The following is a 16,426-nucleotide window of genomic DNA, read 5'->3' as shown; positions in this document are numbered from 1 at the left end:
GGCAGGCTCCCTGCTTTCCACTACCGCTTAGCGGGCGTCGAAAGTCCCTAGCGGGCGTCGACCAGGACCACCTCGTACGTGCTGGCCCCCTGAACGCCGAACTTCGCGTTAACCAGGGCGAGGGTATCGCCGAACAGGGCCCCCGTCGTCGGGACCTGGAAGTCAGGACTGGTGATGACGTCCTTGACCTCGAAGGAATCCAGCCGGGAGTCCAGCCGGACGCGGCTCACCTGGTTGATCATGTTTTGCACGGCCCAGAGGGTGTTCCCCTTCACCACAATCCCGTCCACGTAGGGCAGCTTGTCCCCGGTGATCTTTGCGGTGTCGGCGTATTCACCCGATCCCGGCTCCACCGTGTACAGGGCTTCGTTCGCTGAATGCGCCAGGATCAGGGTCCGGCCGCCCCGGACGGCCGCAATGCCGTTCAGGTTGAAGTCGGCAGGAGTCTCAGCAGCAGGTCCTTTCAGCGTGAGCTTCCTGACCTCGTCACCCGGTTTGCCGTGGCGATCCACCGGGACAAAGTACAGCTCGCCCTTCACGGAGTTGGTGAACCAGGCGCCGTCATCCGTGACGGCGACGTCGTTGATGAAAGCCGGATCCGCCGTCAGCTGGTACGTGGCCACGGTCTTCCGTGTGTCCGTGTCATACACGTAGGCCTGTCCGGTGAAGCCGCCGGCAACGAAGAGCAGGCCGTTCTCCACGTCCACTTTCATGCCGACCGCCATCCGGCCGTCCGGCACATCGATGAACAGCCGGGCGGTTCCGCGGCGGATGTCGCCCCGGAAGATGTCCCCCTTCATGAGGTCCCCGGCGAAAAAGGTGGTGCCCACTCCCTCGGCTATGCCTTCGGCGGACGAAGCGCCGGGAAGCTCAATGACCTTGTCATCGCCCTTCGTCGACGGCGGACCGGCAGACGCAACGGGTGCCGGAATTATGAGTGCTGCGAGGGCCACCAGTCCCACGGCGGCACGGCGCATCGCATTTCCTGAATCCACATTTTTGCAGCGCATGATGACGCTCTCTCCAGATCGGGCTTTTCGCGCGAGCTGACCGGTACGGGAGCTCCGCACGATGGTCCTTCAAGTCTAGGCACCGGCACAAAGCGTGGCCAGAGGTTCGGAAATGGCATGCGTGCCAAGATGGACCATGACCGATTCGTGCGAGGTTTTGGTGGTCGGCGCGGGGCTTGCAGGGCTCCAGTGCGCCCGGGAGCTGCAAGCAGCCGGGCGTGAGGTGCGCGTGTGGGAAGCGGCCGACGACGTGGGCGGCCGGATCCGCACGGAGCACCGGGACGGATTCCTGGTGGACCGCGGGTTCCAGGTCCTGAATCCCGCGTACCCTGCCGTCCGCCGCTGGGTGGACGTCGGTGCCCTGGACATGCAGCCCTTCGGTGCCGGGCTGGGAGTGCGACGTGACGATGGATTGGCCGTGCTGGCCCATCCCCTGCGCGAACCGCAGCTGATCGCCGGGACCTTCGGCAGCGGCCTGGCGAAGCCGCGCGAGGTGGCTGCCCTCCTTCGCTGGGCGGCTCCCGCCATCGTCCGGTCCTGGGGACAGTACGACGACGGCGGACGTCGTACCGCCGTGCCCGTCCGGGACGTGACGCTGCGGCAGGCCATGGACGACGCTCGTCTGGCGGGCGGGCTCCGGCGGGTGGTTGAACGGTTCTTCGCCGGGGTGCTCCTCGAAGACGACGGGAGCACCTCCAATGACTTCGCCCGGCTCCTGCTGCGCACCTTCGCGTTCGGAGTGCCGGGGCTGCCGCGACTGGGCATGCAGGCCCTGCCGCGGCAGCTGGCGGCCGCGCTCGCCACGCCTGTCCGCACCGGGACCGCGGTGGATTCCATCCGGCGCGAAGGCGGCTCCATGCTGGTCCGTGCCGCCGGCGCCGAGCTCCGGGCTGAGCAGGTGGTGGTGGCCATGGACCCGGCCAGCGCCGAATCCCTGGCGCTGGGAATCGACGGCGGAGGCGCAACGGGAAGCGGCGTTCCCGCCATGAAGGGCGTGCTGACGCACTGGTTCGCGGCCAGCGAGCCGCCGACCCGGCTGAACCTGCTGTGCGTCGACGCGCGGGAGCGGCCCGGCGGGCCCCTGGTCAATACGGCCGTCGTGTCCAACGCAGCCCCGGGGTACGCCCCCGCCGGCAGGCACCTTGTGCAGACGTCGGCGCTGTTCGGCCCCGGCCGGCCGGTGCCCGGCGATGATGCGGTCCGCCGGCATGCCGCCGAAATCTACGGGGCGGATGCCGCGGGATGGGAGCTGGTGGCCCGGCACGAGGTTCCGAATGCCCTGCCCGTCCAGCCTCCGCCCTTGGGGTCCCCGCAGCCGGCTGAGATCTCCCCCGGACTCTTCGCCTGCGGCGACCACCGCGCCACGGCCTCCATCCAGGGTGCCCTGGAAAGCGGCCACCTCGCGGCGCAGGCTGTCCTGCGCCCGGACTTCGGGTAGCGCGGATGCGCTATTCAGTGTCCCGGCACATCGTGTCCCGGCACATCGCGGCGCCCGCCGCGGAGGTGTGGGAGCTGCTCACCGACGTCGGCCGGTGGCCCGAATGGGGTCCTTCCGTGACGGGTGCAGAGCTGGACTCGCCCGGCTTCACGGCCGGCAGCACCGGCCGGGTGAAGACGGTGGCCGGTGTCAGCCTGCCCTTCACGGTGACGGAATTCCGGGCGGACCGCTTCTGGTCCTGGTCGGTGGCCGGAATCCGCGCCACCGGGCACCTGGTGGTCCCGGAAGGCGACGGCTGCCGGGTCACGTTCACGGTTCCTTGGTGGGCGCCCGCCTATCTCCCTGTCTGCTCAGCGGCACTGCGCCGCATCGCCAGGATCACGGCCCGTCCCGTCAGCCCGCCGTAAAGAACAGCGCACGCTGCATCCGAAGCGATAGATTTGCTCTCATGACTGAAGCCTCCCCCGCCACCGAAGCCGGCCGCGGCACCATCCTTGTCCTCAACGGACCCAACCTGAACCTGCTGGGCACCCGGGAACCGGAGAAGTACGGCACGGCAACGCTGGCCGACGTCGAACAGCTCGCCAAGGAGGCCGCCGCAGCCTACGGCCTGGAGGTGGAATGCTTCCAGTCCAACCACGAGGGCGCGCTGGTTGACGCCATTCACGCGGCCCGCGGCAAGGCCATCGGCATCGTGCTCAACGCCGGCGCCTACACGCATACCTCCGTGGCCATCCGCGACGCCATCTCCGCGGTACAGCTGCCCGCAGTGGAAGTCCACATCACCAACGTCCATGCCCGCGAAGAGTTCCGGCACCACTCGTATCTTTCGGACATCAGCAAGGCCGTGATCGCCGGTGCCGGCGTGATGGGCTACCGGTTCGCCGTCGAATACCTCGCAGAACTGAACGCCGGCAAGGCCTGATCATGGGTGCGGGGAACGCGGGCACCGCGGACTGGTACCGGAACTTCGGCACCTTTGATGCGCCGGCTTCCTCCCCGTGCTACGCAGAATGGTCGCTGGGAATCGCCGGCGATGCTGAACTGATCAGCCGCATCGAACAGTGGCCGCACAACAAGCGGCAGCCCCTCCTGATCCTGGCGGCAGCCCGGTTCCTCGGCGCCGGGATCACCCCGTACCGCGAGTTCCGGGAGTTCCTCCTGGCACGCTGGGACGAGGTCTCGCGGGTCGTGCTCTCCCGCGCCACGCAGACCAACGAGGCGGGCCGGTGCACCACGCTGCTGCCGTCCCTCGCCGCCATCGCAGGCTCGACGGGCCGTCCGCTGGCACTGATCGAGGTGGGTGCCTCCGCCGGGCTTGCGCTGTTTCCGGACAAGTACGCCTACGAGTACGACGACGGCGGCTCAGTCACGCGGCTGGTGCCGCAACCGGACGGGGCGCGCCCCGCGGCTGAGGAAGCGCCCGTTCTGCGCTGCGCAGTGCAAGGTGCCGTCCCGCTTCCCGCCGAGCTCCCGAAGGTCGTGTGGCGGGCCGGGATCGACCTGAACCCGTTGGACATCAACAACCCCGACGACGTCGCCTGGCTGGAAGCGCTGATCTGGCCGGAGCAGGACTTCCGCCGTGATCGGCTGCGCCGGGCCATCGCGATAGCGCAGCAGGATCCGCCGCTGCTGGTGGCCGGCGACCTGAACGAGCAGCTGGTTTCGCTAGCGGACCAAGCGCCGCCGGACGCCACCCTGGTGGTATTCCACAGCGCGGTGATGGCCTACCTAAATGCCTCCCAGCGGGAAGCCTTCCGCGCCACCATCGGCACCCTCGCAGCAGAGCGCGGCTGCCACTGGCTGTCCAACGAGGGCCACACCGTGCTTGCCCAGGCGGACGGCTCCGTGGTGGTGCCGGAAATGGATGACTCAAGGCTCCGCGGACGGTTCCTCCTCCTCCAGGACGGCGTGCCCGTGGCCATCGCCGGGCCGCACGGCCAAACCCTGGAGTGGCTCTAGGGTCCCCGCCTGCTTACATCTGGTCCCCGCACCGCTTACTTCTGGATGCACTGCCCGGAGGAAACAGGGCTGCTCAGGCCCGGCGCCTGGGCGGCCACCGGCCCCAGGTCATCCATCGTGATGGCAAAGCCGAGCTCGGCATCGGACGTGGCCTTGGCGAAGATCACACCGGCAACCATGCCTTCGGTGGTGAGGAGCGGCCCGCCGGAGTTGCCTGGCTGGACATCGCCGGCAAGCCGGTACACGTCTTCGGGAGCGGGGTTGCCGCCATAGATGTCAGGGACCAGGACGGTGGCGATGTCCTGCACCGTTGCCGGTTTGGACTGGAAAGGACCGCCGTGCGGGTAGCCTGCGAACGCGGCCGGGCTGCCTGCCGGCAGGTCCGCGCTCAGCTGGAGCGGAGACGACGGAAGTCCGTCCACGGCAAGGACGGCGAGGTCATGCTGGCTGTCGAAATACACCACCCTGCCGGGCATGGCCCCTCCGCCCGGGATCTCCACCACAGGCTGCGACACGCCCGCCACCACATGGGCGTTGGTCACAACCCGCCCCGGCGACACCACAAAGCCGCTGCCGGTCTGGTTCTGGCCGCATTGGTAGGCGGTGCCCGCGATTTTCAGGACCGACTCCGCTGCCCGGTTCAGGGCCGGGGTGTCCGTGCTCGCGTTGGGAATGGCCACCTGCTGGCCCTGCCCGAGCCCTTCGATGAGGGTGGGTATGCCGTCCCCGATCACGGTGGAGCGCAGCTGCGCCACGGCTGTTTTCACCGGCACGGGCGTGAGTCCGTCGATGAAGCGAATGACCTTGGATTCCGCCAGCTGCTGGGAAACGAACGGCACGCCCAGGGCGCTGATGCTGAAGGAGAGCATGGACATCACGAGCGCTGCCACCACCACGTTGACTGCTCCGCCCACCACCCGGTCCATGGCCCGTAGCGGCTGGATCCGCACGGCACTGCGGATTTTGCGGCCGATCATGGTCCCGAGCGCATGCCCCAGGACTATGAGCACGACGGCGGCGGCGACGATCGCGGTGAGCCTCCAGCCGCTGTCTTCCACGAGGTTGCTGACGATGGGCACGGACACAAACGCCGCCACGGCACCGACGATGAACCCGGCGATGCCGCCGAGGGTCACCAGGAAGCCATTGCGAAGGCCATAGATCAGGTAGGACAGCAGCGTCAGGATCAAGGCCAGGTCCAGGATGGTCAAGCCGAACACACGGGCTCCTCACAAAAACAGGTAAGCCCCAATTCTAGTGGCGAACCCTGACAGTTTGCCGTGACTGACAGCCGCCCCGGGGCAACCGCGAGGCGCCCCGGAAAGCCCGGGCCCGCCGTCGAAATCTGCTCTGTAAACGCACTCCAGAGGCCCCGGACCGGCCTCGGAAGGCCCATTTCAGGCGTTTCACGTGCCAAGTACGTCACAGAACCTTCAAAATTCTGAAACAATGGCTGAAGCGCCCCAGCCGACACATTTTACTCAGGAGAATTCATGGACATCGAGGTATTGCGCCGCGCACCCCTTTTCGCCACGCTCGACGACGAAGCATTCCGTCTGCTCACGGACGAGCTCACCGAGGTGGACCTGTCACGCGGAGCCTCGGTGTTCCGCGAAGGCGACCAGGGTGATCAGCTCTACTTCATCGTCTCCGGCAAGGTAAAGCTGGGCCGCACGTCCCCGGACGGCCGCGAGTCGCTGCTGGCGATCCTCGGCCCGGGTGAGCTCTTCGGCGAAATGGCCCTCTTCGATCCGAGCCCCCGCACGGCCACGGCAACCGCCGTCTCGGAGACCCGCCTCGCCGGCCTGAAGAACGAAAGCCTCAACGCCCTGCTGCGCACCCGCCCGGAGGTCTCGGCCCAGCTGCTGCAGGCACTGGCCCGCCGCCTGCGCCGCACCAACGACTCCCTGTCGGACCTTGTTTTCTCCGACGTTCCGGGCCGCGTGGCCAAGGCGCTGCTGGACCTGGCCGACCGCTTCGGCCGCCCGGCAACCGACGGCGTCCTGGTGGCTCACGAGCTCACCCAGGAAGAGCTGGCCCAGCTGGTGGGCGCCTCCCGCGAAACCGTGAACAAGGCCCTGGCCGAGTTCGTCCAGCGCGGCTGGCTCCGGCTGGAAGCCCGTGCCGTGGTGATCCTGGACATGCAGCGCCTCCGCCAGCGCTCCCGCTAGTCATTCTGCGGCATTCAATCAAGGAAAGTGCGCGTCGCTCCCCTAGCGGGAAATGACGCGCAAAATGCCTGGCGACCCCCGAATAACGGTGTCGCCAGGCATTTTCTGTGTCGTCAGTCTATTTGCGGGTCGGGAACGAGCGAGCACGCAGAGGATGTCAGAGCGGTCGGCCTACCGCTCCCGCTGCGGCTCGCCGGCGACCGTCTTGGCGGCCTCGACTTCGAGCATCAGCTTGCCGCCTTCTTCGACGAGCTTCGGCTGGTAGACGTGCGCCTTGCGCTTGTAGCTCAGGTAGGCGATGCACCCGTTGGCGGCCGCCATCTTCTCGAGCATGATCTCTGAGCCTGGCACCAGCAGCTGGCCGAGGGTCAGGCCCACGGTGTTTTCCTGGCCCACTTCATCGCCCAGGGCGGTGGTGTCACGCTCCGCAATGACTTTGCTGGCGCAGACCCAGCGGCCCCAGACACCTTTGCTTTCCAGCAGCGTGGGCTGCTGGTTCACGGGTACGGTGGCGGCAAAGTACCGGGTGTTGAAACGGCGGTGGGCGAAGTCGGGGCTGAGCCAGTTGACCAGCGGTTTCAGCAGGTCGGTACGGATTGAAAGCCCGCGCTTGGCCAGGACGTCGATGAAGGATTTTTCCTGCTCGGCAACGGCAATCCGGGCCCGCATCCATTCCGGCGTGGAGGTGGCCTCCACTGTGGTGGACAGGTCCGGGCCGGCCAGGAGCACACCGGTTTCTTCGAAGAGTTCTCGGATGGCGCCCACCACGTGGCGGCGCGCCAGCCCGACGTCGTCCGTTCCCATTTGTTCCGCCCAATGCTGCGGTGAGGGGCCCAGCCAGCTGACGGCGTCGTCGTCGGTCGCCTCAAGGGAACCGCCGGGAAAGGCGAGGACTCCGAGCGGCGAGGACCCTGGGCGGTAGCCCAGCCAGGTTTCCAGCCCTGTGGGGGCGTCGCGGAGCAGGACGACGGAGGAAGCGAGGCGGGCGGCACGTGGTGTCCGCTCGCCGTGTTCGAGCCAGCTTTGTGCTGCCCCCTCAAGATCGGGAGGCAGCACAAACAGGCGACGGGCTAACTGGGGCAAGGGAAGTGACCGGCCTTAGCTAAATTCGGCGATCAGTTCGACTTCGACCGGCGAGTCCAGCGGCAGGACCGACACGCCGACGGCGGACCGGGCGTGCTGGCCCGCATCGCCGAGGACCTTGCCCAGGAGTTCCGACGCGCCGTTGATGACACCCGGCTGGCCCGTGAAGGACGGATCCGAGGAGACGAAGCCCACCACCTTCACGATCCTGGTAATACGGTCCAGGTCACCGATCACGCTTTTCACCGCCGCGAGGGCGTTGACTGCACAGACTGCAGCGAACCGCTTGGCGTCTTCGGGAGAGACCGTCGGTTCGTCGGCGAAGCCTTCGGTGCCCGTGGACACCTTGCCGGTAGCTTCGAGTTTGCCGTTAATAAAGGGCAGCTGGCCGGAGGTGTAAACGTGGTTGCCGGAGATGACTGCCGGGACGTAGGCGGCCACCGGGGCCGCGACTTCCGGAAGGGTCAGTCCCAGCTCTGCCAGCCGCTGTTCCACGGCCGATACCGGTGCTCCGTTTTCCGCGCCGGAGGCCGAATTTTCCGCGCGGGCCGGGGATTCCGGCGCCGTGCCTGCGGGGCTTGTCATAACTACTGCTTCTCCCTCTTAAGGTAGGCAACGAGGCCGTTGCCGTCAGGACCGGTGACGACCTGGACGAGCTCCCAGCCGTCCTCGCCCCACTGGTCCAGAATCTGCTTCGTGGCGTGAATAATGAGCGGAATCGTGGCGTACTCCCATTTGGTCATGAGCTAAAGACTAGTCCTTGCCGGTAAAGTGGAAAACATGGCGACTGGTAAGAACCCTTTATTCGACACGGCCACCACCCTCGGAAAGATCCTTGCTTTCCTTGGCGTGAGCGCTATTTGTGGTGTCCTGGTAGCGGGCCTGCTGGTCCCGGCGGCCGCTGTTTCCGGCAGCACAGCCAGCGGTTCCATCGAGTTCTTCGACACCCTCCCGGCGGAGCTGCAGGTGGACCCGCCCAGCCAGTCCACCAAAATCCTCGCTTCCGACGGAAGCCTGATCGCCAACCTCTACGCCGAAAACCGGACGCGCGTTGCACTGGACCAGATGTCGCCATTCATCAAGGACGCAGTGATCGCCATCGAGGACAGCCGCTTCTATGAGCACGGCGGCGTGGACACCACCGGCATCATGCGTGCACTGGTCAGCACCGCCCGCGGCAACAAGCAGGGCGCGTCCACCATCACGCAGCAGTACGTGAACAATGTCATCAACGCCTCACTCGAGGCCGAAGGCAACACCGAGGACATCAAGCTCAACGGCGTGAACAAGGGCGTGGGCGACAAGCTCCGCGAGATGAAGCTGGCCATCGCCCTGGAGAAGAAGTTTACCAAGGAGCAGATCCTCGAGGGCTACCTCAACATCGTGTTCTTCAACCGGGACGCCTACGGCATTGAAGCCGCGTCCAAGTTCTTCTTCAGCACCACGGCGAAGGACCTCACGCTCCCGCAGGCCGCGCTGCTGGCGGGCCTCGTCAACAGCCCGTCGTTCTTTGACCCCATCAACAACCCTGACAACGCGAAGAGCCGCCGCGACCAGGTGCTCAAGGCCATGTACACCCAGAAAAAGATCACCCAGCCTGACTATGAGGCCGCGGTGGCCACGCCGGTGGAAACCAAGGTCACCCCTGCCCGCCAGGGTTGTGCGTATGCGTCCACCGCACCGTATTTCTGTGATTACGTCCTGCACCTGCTGCTCAACGATCCGGCCTACGGCGCCGATGCCACTGAACGTGAGCGGAAGATCTTCCGCGGCGGCCTGACCATCACCACCACCCTTGACCCCAAGGCGCAGAACGCGGCCCAGGCCCAGGTGGATGCGTCCGCCGGCGCCAACCCGGACAAGTGGGGTGCTGCGGTGGTTTCCGTCCAGCCGAACACCGGCAAGATCACCAACATGGCGCAAAATACGGTGTGGTTCGCCGGCGATGGCAAGTTCGACAGCCAGCTCAACTTCAGCGTTGACCAGTACGACGCCAACGGCAACGACCTCAACGGCCTCGGCGGTGCACAGCCGGGTTCAACCATGAAGCCGTTTACGTTCGCTGAATGGCTCAACGAGGGCAATTCGATGAACTCCATCCTGAATGGCGCGGTTCGTCGCTATCCGCAAAGCTTCCCGTGGAAGAACACCTGCCAGACGCCGACCGTTGGCTGGTATGACAGCACGAACGGCGATTCCAGGGACCTGCAGAACGCCGAGGAAGGCTACTACCGTTCAATGACGGTCCTGGACGGCCTGGCGAACTCGATCAACACCATGACCTTTGCCACCGCCGCCAAGGTGGACCTGTGCGGAATCCAGAAGATAGTGGACGCCGTGGGCCTCCACGAAGGCCTCCCCCAGCGGGACGACACGGGAAAGATCACCAACCCGACGCCGCCGATCACCATGACGACGATTGGCAACCTGCTGGGTTCCAGGCAGACGTCGCCGCTTGCCATGGCCAGCGCCTTCGCCACGTTCGCGAATGACGGCAAGTACTGCGCCCCGATTGCCATCACATCCGTGACGGACCAGACCGGCGCCCAGCTTCCGGCCCAGGCCACGAACTGCCGTGACGCGCTTAAACCGGAAGTGGCACGCGGCGTGAACTACGCCCTGCAGGAAGTCCTCAACCGCGGATCAGGCTCGCTGATCCAGCCCCGGATTTCCACGAGGACCAACTTCCCCATCGCAGCCAAGACCGGTACCTCCAACAACAACGGGTCCACTTGGGTGGTGGGCCACACCACCGGCCTGGCCACCGCGGCGTGGTTCGGTGACGCGCTCGGAACCCAGCAGCGCGCGGGCCAGAACGTGACCGTCAACGGCAAGTTCTACACGGGCATCGACGGCTACATGATCGCCGGACCGATGTTCTCCAACTTCATGTCACAGGTTGCGCCCGCCTACGGCACCAACCCGTTCACGGCACCTCCGTCCAACATGGTCAACGGGGCGCCCACGCGGACCACCACCCCGACGACGCAGAGCACCGCCCCCGCAACGGCACCCGCCTCTCCGGCTCCGTCGCCGGAGCCCAGCAAGGACAACGGCAAGGGCAACGGGTAGCGCACCGATGGGGGATAAAACAACGCTGGCAGGCCGCGCCCGGAGCATCGGGCGCGGCTTTGCCGTAACCGCAGCGGCCGGCGCGGCAGCCGGCATGGCCGCGACAGGCTACGGGCTATGGGAAAAGAACCAGTTCGTCCTGCGCGAAGAGACCCTGCCCATCCTGCCGGCCGGTTTCGGTCCTTTCCGGATCCTCCACCTGAGTGACATCCACTTCGTCCCGGGCCAGAACCGGAAGGCCCAGTGGCTGTCGTCGCTCGCGGAGCTGGAACCGGACCTGGTGGTGAACACGGGCGACAACCTCAGCCACGCCAAGGCGATCGACCCCCTCCTGAAGGCGCTGGCCCCCCTCCTGGAATTCCCCGGCGTCTTTGTGCCCGGGTCCAACGACTACTTCGCGCCCACGATCAAGAATCCCGCCTCCTACTTCCTGGGTCCTTCTAAAGCCCAGAAGAAGCCCGTGGAACTCGACTGGCCCCGGCTGCGCTCCTACTTCGGCATGTCCGGCTGGGTGGACCTGACCAACCGCCACCAGTCCCTGGTGCTGAACGGCCTGCGCTTTGATTTCTCCGGCGTCGACGATCCGCACCTGGGCCTGGAGAGATACGCCGGCTGGCCCCGCGGAACCAAAGGCCAGGACAGGACCCCGCACCTCCGCGTGGCCGTCATCCACGCCCCTTACCAGCGCGTGCTGGACCACTTCACCGATGACGGCGCGGACCTCCTGCTGGCCGGCCACACGCACGGCGGCCAGATCTGCCTGCCGGGGTACGGCGCACTGGTGGCCAACTGCGACCTCCCCACCTGGCGTGCCAAGGGACTCAACAACTGGGAAAGCAACGGCAGCACGACGCCGGTCAACGTCTCCGGCGGGATCGGCACCTCGCGCTTCGCACCGGTCCGCATCGCCTGCCGGCCCGAGGCCGTGCTGCTGACACTGACGGAACGCTGAGCCCGGTTTCGAGGGGCTCAACCTCCGCCTGCAGTATTGCGGACCGCAATGACTGGGGAAGATTCCCGCGCGGTGCCGAATCCTGTGAACCGTGTCACTCGATGGCATAGGGTAGTTGCTAAAGGAAACTACATTCGCAGTTGAGCTTTAAGAAGCGGGCATGGCCAAGCAGACTCCATTCTTCACGTCAATCAGCCGACTCTATCCCCATGTGAAGCCGATCATCCCCCGGCTTGTGATGGGACTTTTGTGCGCACTCCTCGCCAGTATCGTGGCGCTGGCCATCCCCCAGGTCCTGCGGGTCCTCATCAATGACTCGCTCCGGCCGGGCGGCGCAACGGACGCTGTCTGGGTGGCCTCCCTGATCATCCTGGGCCTGGGCATCGCCGAAGCCGGGCTGGTTGCCCTCCGCCGTCAGTTCGTCATCAACCCGGCAACCACCGTGGAAACCCGGATGAGGGTGTCGCTCTACGGGCACCTGCAGGACCTGACGGTCTCCTTCCACGACCGCTGGGGTTCCGGGCAGCTGCTCTCCCGGGCCATGACGGACTTGAACTTCCTGCGCCGCTGGATGGCGTTCGGCGCCATCATGCTGGTGGTGACCACCCTGACGGTGGTGATCGGCGTCGTCGTGATGTTTGCCATGAGCTGGCAACTGGCACTGATTTTCCTGGCCGCGGCGGTGCCCATCATGATCTACGGTTTCCGTTTCAGGACCCGCTTCAGCAAGGTGGCCCGCCGCAGCCAGGACCAGGCCGGCGACCTCGCCACGACGGTTGAGGAGTCGGTGCACGGCATCCGTGTGCTCAAAGCGTTCGGCCGCAGCCGCGAAGCCCTGGAGAACTTCAACGAACAGGCCGAGGAACTCCGGCAGACCGAAATCGCCAAGGCGAAACACCAGGCCACCTTCAGCATGGTGGTCACCCTCCTCCCCGAGCTCGCCCTCGGCGCCGGCCTGGTGGTGGGCATCATGCTGGCCGCGGACGGCCGGCTCAGCATCGGTTCGCTGGTGGCGTTCTTCGCCACTGCGGCCGTGGTGGCCGCGCCCGTGGAATTCAGCGGCATGCTCTTGGCCATGGCGCTGACGGCCAAGACGGCCATCGACCGGCATTTCGAGGTCATGGACGCCGCCAACACCATCACCAGCCCGGAGCATCCCCGCGAACCCGGGCAGCTCAAGGGCGCGCTCAGCTTCAACGCGGCGACGTTCGCCTTCGAAGACGCCCCGGACAAGCCGATCCTCAAGGACGTCAGCCTGGACATCCGCCCCGGCGAGACCATGGCCCTGGTGGGCATCACCGGCAGCGGCAAGAGCGCGCTGCTGCAGCTGGTCCCCCGCCTCTACGACGTCACGGCCGGCTCCATCACCATCGACGGCGTGGACCTGCGCGAGTTCTCCGTGGAACAACTGCGCACCGTGGTGGGCGTGGCCTTCGAAGACACCACCCTGTTCTCCAATTCCGTCCGGGACAATGTGCTGCTCGGGGCCAAGGAGCGGAGTCAGGAAACGCTGGAGGAAGCCCTGGACGTTGCACAGGCCCACTTCGCCTACTCCCTACCGGAGGGCCTGGACACGCTCATCGGCGAGGAGGGCCTCAGCCTGTCCGGCGGGCAGCGGCAGCGCATCGCCCTGGCCCGTGCCATCGCCGCGAAGCCCAAGGTGCTGGTCCTGGACGATCCCCTGTCCGCCCTGGACGTCAACACCGAAGAACTAGTCGAAGCCCGGCTGCGCGAGGTGCTCGCCGACACCACCACCCTGATCGTCGCCCACCGGCCCTCCACCGTCGCACTGGCGGACCGGGTGGCGCTGCTCGAGGACGGCCGGATCGCCGCCGTCGGGACCCACGCCGAACTGCTGGCGCACAACGAGCACTACCGCTACGTGATCGCCAGCCTCGAAACGGAACCGCGGGACCTGGATTCCGAACTGTCCGAACTCTCAGAATTAACGGACGAGTCCGAGGAGATCTCCCGATGACCACCGCTACCTTCGGCACCGCCAACGAGGACAACGCCCACCTGAGCAAAAGCGAGAGCAAGGCCGTACGACGGCGGTCGCTCGCCTTGCTGGGGTCCTTGATCCGTCCCGTCCGGCTGAGGTTCTGGCTCACCATCACCATGGTGGTACTCTCCCAGGCCGCCCGGGTGGCCGGACCGGCGCTCATCGCCTTCGGGATCGACCATGCCATGCCGGCACTCCAGGCCGGGGACAACATGCCGCTGGTGCTCACCGGCGTCGCATATCTTGCCGCTGCGGTTGCGACGGCCGGCCTCACGGCGCTGTACGTGACCTCGACGGCGAAGCTGAGCCAGGCGATGCTGCTGGACCTGCGGGTCCGGGTGTTCCGGCATACGCAGCGGCTCAGCCTCGAGTTCCACGAGAAGTACACGTCCGGGCGCATCATCGCCCGCCAGACCTCCGACCTTGAGGCACTGCGTGAACTCCTGGACTCCGGCGTCAGCTCGCTGGCCTCGGGGATGCTCTTTATGGTGTTCACCGCCATCACGGTGTTCGCCCTGGATTGGCGCAGCGGCCTCATCGTGCTGGCCGCAGGCGTGCCCATGTACTTCCTGGCCCGCTGGTACCAGAAGCACTCCCAGATCGCGTTCCGCGAATCCCGGGTAGTGTCCGCCCGGCTGATCGTGCACTTCGTGGAAACGATGACGGGCATCCGGGCCGTGAAGGCCTTCCGCAAGGAGCGCGAGAACGCTGAGCGCTACGGCGAACTGTCCGAGGACTACCGCAAGGTGACCGTACGCTCGATCAACCTCAACGGCGTCTTCCAGCCGGGGCTGGTGCTGATCGGCAACGTCTGCGTCGCCGTGGTGCTGCTGTTCGGAGGCTTCCGTGTGCTGGGCGGGGACCTCGCCGTGGGCGTGCTGCTGGCCTTGATCCTGTCCACCAAACGGTTCTTCCAGCCGGTGGACCAGATGGCCATGTTCTACAACTCCTTCCAGAGCGCTCAGGCGGCCCTGGAGAAGGTCTCCGGCCTGCTGGAGGAGGTTCCCACCGTGCGGCCGCCGAAGAACCCCGTAGCGCTCACCGACGCCCGCGGCACCATCGACTTCAACGGCGTGGAGTTCCGGTACGGCGACGGCCCCGTGATCATCCCCCGGCTGGACCTGCACATTCCGGCCGGGCAGATCGTGGCCCTGGTGGGCCAGACCGGCGCCGGCAAGTCCACGCTGGCGAAACTGATCGCCCGCTTCTACGACGTGACCGAGGGGTACGTGACACTGGACGGGGTGGACCTGAGGAACCTCACCACGCCGGACTTGCGGCGGAACGTGGTGATGGTGACGCAGGAGGCCTTCCTGTTCAGCGGCTCCGTGGCGGACAACATTGCACTGGGCCGCCCCGAAGCCTCCCGCGAGGAGATCGAAGAGGCTGCCCGGGCCGTTGGCGCGCACGACTTCATCATGGAACTGCCCCAGGGGTTCGACACCGACGTCAACAAGCGCGGCGGGCGCGTCTCAGCCGGCCAGCGCCAGCTCATCAGTTTCGCCCGGGCGTTCCTGGCCCGCCCGGCGGTACTCATCCTCGACGAAGCCACCTCCTCCCTGGACATCCCGTCGGAGCGTCTGGTGCAGAGCGGGCTCGCCGGCCTGCTGGCGGGCGTGGCAGGGCACGACGCCGGCCGCACGGCCCTGATCATCGCCCACCGGCTCTCCACAGTGGAGACCGCCGACCGCGTCCTGGTGGTCCACGACGGACGCGTCGTGGAGGACGGTACGCCGGAGGAACTGATCGGCGGCGGCGGGCGGTTCGCGGAGCTGCACGGGGCGTGGAAGGACTCGCTGGTGTAGCTCCCGCGGGGCTTCCGGGCGCCGATTTCACATGGCGGCCGGAATCGGATACTCTTGTGAAGTTGCTTTTGAAGCAACGGATCGGGATGTGGCGCAGCTTGGTAGCGCGCGTCGTTCGGGACGACGAGGTCGCAGGTTCAAATCCTGTCATCCCGACCAAAAGCAAGAGGGTCTTCCATTCGGAAGGCCCTCTTTGCGTTGCACCTGCGGCCGCATTGCTCCAGCGGTGCTGCTTGCGGCGCTGCCGCCCGTGGCCCTAGAGGCCCTCGAACGTGGAACGCTGGCTGGCCTGGCCGTCGCCCAGCAGGGGAACCCGTGGCTGGTTGGAGCCGTCGTCCTCCCGGTAATCTCCCCGGGTTTCATAGGTCTGGACCTGGTTCACGTACCGGTGCCTAAGCCGGAGTCCATAGGCAAAGAGCACCAGCGCCTCCAGCAGCAACGCGATGCCCGCCATCCCCCACACCAGGGTTCCGGCGTCGGCCGTTCCGCCCACCACGGTGATTATCGCCGACCCCGCCACGGCGGCCACGATCAGCGAGCTCCCGGCGACGGTCCACGCGGCATAGGCCCGCTTCAAGTCATTCGATCCCCTGTGCGTCATGACACTCCCCCCGCATCGTTTGGCCAAAAAAATAGCTCCGGGACATGGTTCGCGCATGTCCCGGAGCTTGTGTTCCCTTGCGGGAAGTACATCAACCGCCTACATCGGGTCCGGCCAGTTACCGATGTATGCCGGGAAAGACATGGGGTCCGGCCAGTTACCGATGGCCTGGGCAAACTGCATGGGATCGGGCCAGTTACCGATAGCGATGGTGCTTCCCAGCTGATCCGCCCAATTGCCGGTAGGACCTGCAGACAACACTGCGGGGGCTGCGGCTGAAAATGCCAGTGCGCCAGCCAGTGCGGCGGCGGCTGCAATCTTCTTCAACAT

General features: G+C 66.4%; 16 protein-coding genes and 1 tRNA gene. 10 read left to right on the top strand and 7 right to left on the bottom strand.

From position 1 onward, the window contains the following. Window positions 1–47: 47 nt before the first annotated feature. Entirely contained in the window at window positions 48–977 is a 930-nt protein-coding gene (locus BS38_RS0105565) for a hypothetical protein (RefSeq protein WP_028269897.1), read from the bottom strand. A 169-nt stretch (window positions 978–1,146) separates the two neighbouring features. Between BS38_RS0105565 and BS38_RS0105560 the strand changes: the two genes are divergently transcribed. The 4 genes from BS38_RS0105560 to BS38_RS0105545 are packed head-to-tail and all read left to right on the top strand — an operon-like array spanning window position 1,147 to window position 4,410. Continuing rightward, window positions 1,147–2,448, top strand: a complete 1,302-nt coding sequence (locus tag BS38_RS0105560) for an NAD(P)/FAD-dependent oxidoreductase (RefSeq protein WP_043437819.1) — start codon at window positions 1,147–1,149, stop codon at window positions 2,446–2,448. Between the two features lie 5 nt (window positions 2,449–2,453). Further along, window positions 2,454–2,855: an SRPBCC family protein gene (locus BS38_RS0105555; RefSeq protein ID WP_028269895.1), complete on the top strand. Its 402-nt coding sequence runs from the start codon at window positions 2,454–2,456 to the stop codon at window positions 2,853–2,855. 41 nt (window positions 2,856–2,896) lie between these two features. Then, on the top strand, window positions 2,897–3,373 hold the full coding sequence (gene aroQ, locus BS38_RS0105550; protein WP_028269894.1) for a type II 3-dehydroquinate dehydratase: 477 nt from the start codon (window positions 2,897–2,899) through the stop codon (window positions 3,371–3,373). A gap of 2 nt (window positions 3,374–3,375) precedes the next feature. Further along, window positions 3,376–4,410: a DUF2332 domain-containing protein gene (locus tag BS38_RS0105545; RefSeq protein ID WP_028269893.1), complete on the top strand. Its 1,035-nt coding sequence runs from the start codon at window positions 3,376–3,378 to the stop codon at window positions 4,408–4,410. A gap of 35 nt (window positions 4,411–4,445) precedes the next feature. Here the strand turns inward: BS38_RS0105545 and BS38_RS0105540 are convergent, their stop codons facing one another. Beyond that, window positions 4,446–5,630: a MarP family serine protease gene (locus BS38_RS0105540; protein WP_028269892.1), complete on the bottom strand. Its 1,185-nt coding sequence runs from the start codon at window positions 5,628–5,630 to the stop codon at window positions 4,446–4,448. A 273-nt stretch (window positions 5,631–5,903) separates the two neighbouring features. Between BS38_RS0105540 and BS38_RS0105535 the strand changes: the two genes are divergently transcribed. Next, complete coding sequence (locus BS38_RS0105535; protein WP_011693220.1) at window positions 5,904–6,581, top strand: Crp/Fnr family transcriptional regulator; 678 nt, start codon at window positions 5,904–5,906, stop codon at window positions 6,579–6,581. Between the two features lie 171 nt (window positions 6,582–6,752). On the opposite strand, the gene BS38_RS0105530 is transcribed toward BS38_RS0105535, so the two are convergent. Genes BS38_RS0105530 through BS38_RS27040 form a run of 3 tightly spaced genes read right to left on the bottom strand, consistent with a single transcriptional unit; the run spans window position 6,753 to window position 8,407 of the window. Then, on the bottom strand, window positions 6,753–7,664 hold the full coding sequence (locus BS38_RS0105530) for an NUDIX hydrolase (protein WP_028269891.1): 912 nt from the start codon (window positions 7,662–7,664) through the stop codon (window positions 6,753–6,755). A gap of 15 nt (window positions 7,665–7,679) precedes the next feature. Beyond that, entirely contained in the window at window positions 7,680–8,249 is a 570-nt protein-coding gene (locus BS38_RS0105525) for a RidA family protein (RefSeq protein WP_028269890.1), read from the bottom strand. A gap of 2 nt (window positions 8,250–8,251) precedes the next feature. Continuing rightward, complete coding sequence (locus BS38_RS27040) at window positions 8,252–8,407, bottom strand: DUF4177 domain-containing protein (RefSeq protein WP_011693223.1); 156 nt, start codon at window positions 8,405–8,407, stop codon at window positions 8,252–8,254. A gap of 37 nt (window positions 8,408–8,444) precedes the next feature. Between BS38_RS27040 and BS38_RS0105515 the strand changes: the two genes are divergently transcribed. The 5 genes from BS38_RS0105515 (at window position 8,445) to BS38_RS0105495 (ending at window position 15,654) form a co-directional block, all read left to right on the top strand. Then, complete coding sequence (locus BS38_RS0105515) at window positions 8,445–10,736, top strand: transglycosylase domain-containing protein (RefSeq protein WP_028269889.1); 2,292 nt, start codon at window positions 8,445–8,447, stop codon at window positions 10,734–10,736. Window positions 10,737–10,743: 7 nt separating this feature from the next. Continuing rightward, window positions 10,744–11,688 carry a metallophosphoesterase gene (locus tag BS38_RS0105510; protein ID WP_028269888.1) on the top strand — a complete coding sequence of 315 codons (945 nt, stop codon included), beginning with the start codon at window positions 10,744–10,746 and terminating at the stop codon, window positions 11,686–11,688. A 160-nt stretch (window positions 11,689–11,848) separates the two neighbouring features. Then, on the top strand, window positions 11,849–13,666 hold the full coding sequence (locus BS38_RS0105505; protein WP_028269887.1) for an ABC transporter ATP-binding protein: 1,818 nt from the start codon (window positions 11,849–11,851) through the stop codon (window positions 13,664–13,666). Beyond that, window positions 13,663–15,495, top strand: coding sequence for an ABC transporter ATP-binding protein (locus BS38_RS0105500; RefSeq protein ID WP_028269886.1), 1,833 nt, complete (start codon window positions 13,663–13,665; stop codon window positions 15,493–15,495). The genes BS38_RS0105505 and BS38_RS0105500 overlap by 4 nt, the downstream gene beginning before the upstream one ends. Before the next feature lie 82 nt (window positions 15,496–15,577). Next, window positions 15,578–15,654 (top strand) — tRNA-Pro (locus BS38_RS0105495). A gap of 97 nt (window positions 15,655–15,751) precedes the next feature. Here BS38_RS0105495 and BS38_RS0105490 read toward each other — a convergent pair. Then, window positions 15,752–16,096 (bottom strand): hypothetical protein, encoded by a 345-nt coding sequence (locus BS38_RS0105490; protein ID WP_156037072.1) that lies wholly within the window; start codon window positions 16,094–16,096, stop codon window positions 15,752–15,754. Window positions 16,097–16,195: 99 nt separating this feature from the next. After that, window positions 16,196–16,426: a hypothetical protein gene (locus BS38_RS0105485; protein WP_028269884.1), complete on the bottom strand. Its 231-nt coding sequence runs from the start codon at window positions 16,424–16,426 to the stop codon at window positions 16,196–16,198.

Origin of the sequence: Arthrobacter sp. UNC362MFTsu5.1 (genome assembly GCF_000685965.1) — a bacterium.
Lineage (GTDB): Bacteria > Actinomycetota > Actinomycetes > Actinomycetales > Micrococcaceae > Arthrobacter.
This window is presented reverse-complemented; position numbering and strand designations above follow the sequence as displayed.

Excerpts from the sequence above, each read along its gene's own strand:
- BS38_RS27040 (WP_011693223.1), bottom strand. The coding sequence starts at position 8,407 with ATGACCAAATGGGAGTACGCCACGATTCCGCTCATTATTCACGCCACG.
- BS38_RS0105555 (WP_028269895.1), top strand. The coding sequence starts at position 2,454 with ATGCGCTATTCAGTGTCCCGGCACATCGTGTCCCGGCACATCGCGGCG.
- BS38_RS0105490 (WP_156037072.1), bottom strand. The coding sequence starts at position 16,096 with ATGACGCACAGGGGATCGAATGACTTGAAGCGGGCCTATGCCGCGTGG.
- BS38_RS0105525 (WP_028269890.1), bottom strand. The coding sequence starts at position 8,249 with ATGACAAGCCCCGCAGGCACGGCGCCGGAATCCCCGGCCCGCGCGGAA.
- BS38_RS0105515 (WP_028269889.1), top strand. The coding sequence starts at position 8,445 with ATGGCGACTGGTAAGAACCCTTTATTCGACACGGCCACCACCCTCGGA.
- BS38_RS0105560 (WP_043437819.1), top strand. The coding sequence starts at position 1,147 with ATGACCGATTCGTGCGAGGTTTTGGTGGTCGGCGCGGGGCTTGCAGGG.
- aroQ (WP_028269894.1), top strand. The coding sequence starts at position 2,897 with ATGACTGAAGCCTCCCCCGCCACCGAAGCCGGCCGCGGCACCATCCTT.
- BS38_RS0105505 (WP_028269887.1), top strand. The coding sequence starts at position 11,849 with ATGGCCAAGCAGACTCCATTCTTCACGTCAATCAGCCGACTCTATCCC.
- BS38_RS0105510 (WP_028269888.1), top strand. The coding sequence starts at position 10,744 with ATGGGGGATAAAACAACGCTGGCAGGCCGCGCCCGGAGCATCGGGCGC.
- BS38_RS0105565 (WP_028269897.1), bottom strand. The coding sequence starts at position 977 with ATGCGCCGTGCCGCCGTGGGACTGGTGGCCCTCGCAGCACTCATAATT.
- BS38_RS0105485 (WP_028269884.1), bottom strand. The coding sequence starts at position 16,426 with ATGTTGAAGAAGATTGCAGCCGCCGCCGCACTGGCTGGCGCACTGGCA.
- BS38_RS0105545 (WP_028269893.1), top strand. The coding sequence starts at position 3,376 with ATGGGTGCGGGGAACGCGGGCACCGCGGACTGGTACCGGAACTTCGGC.
- BS38_RS0105500 (WP_028269886.1), top strand. The coding sequence starts at position 13,663 with ATGACCACCGCTACCTTCGGCACCGCCAACGAGGACAACGCCCACCTG.
- BS38_RS0105535 (WP_011693220.1), top strand. The coding sequence starts at position 5,904 with ATGGACATCGAGGTATTGCGCCGCGCACCCCTTTTCGCCACGCTCGAC.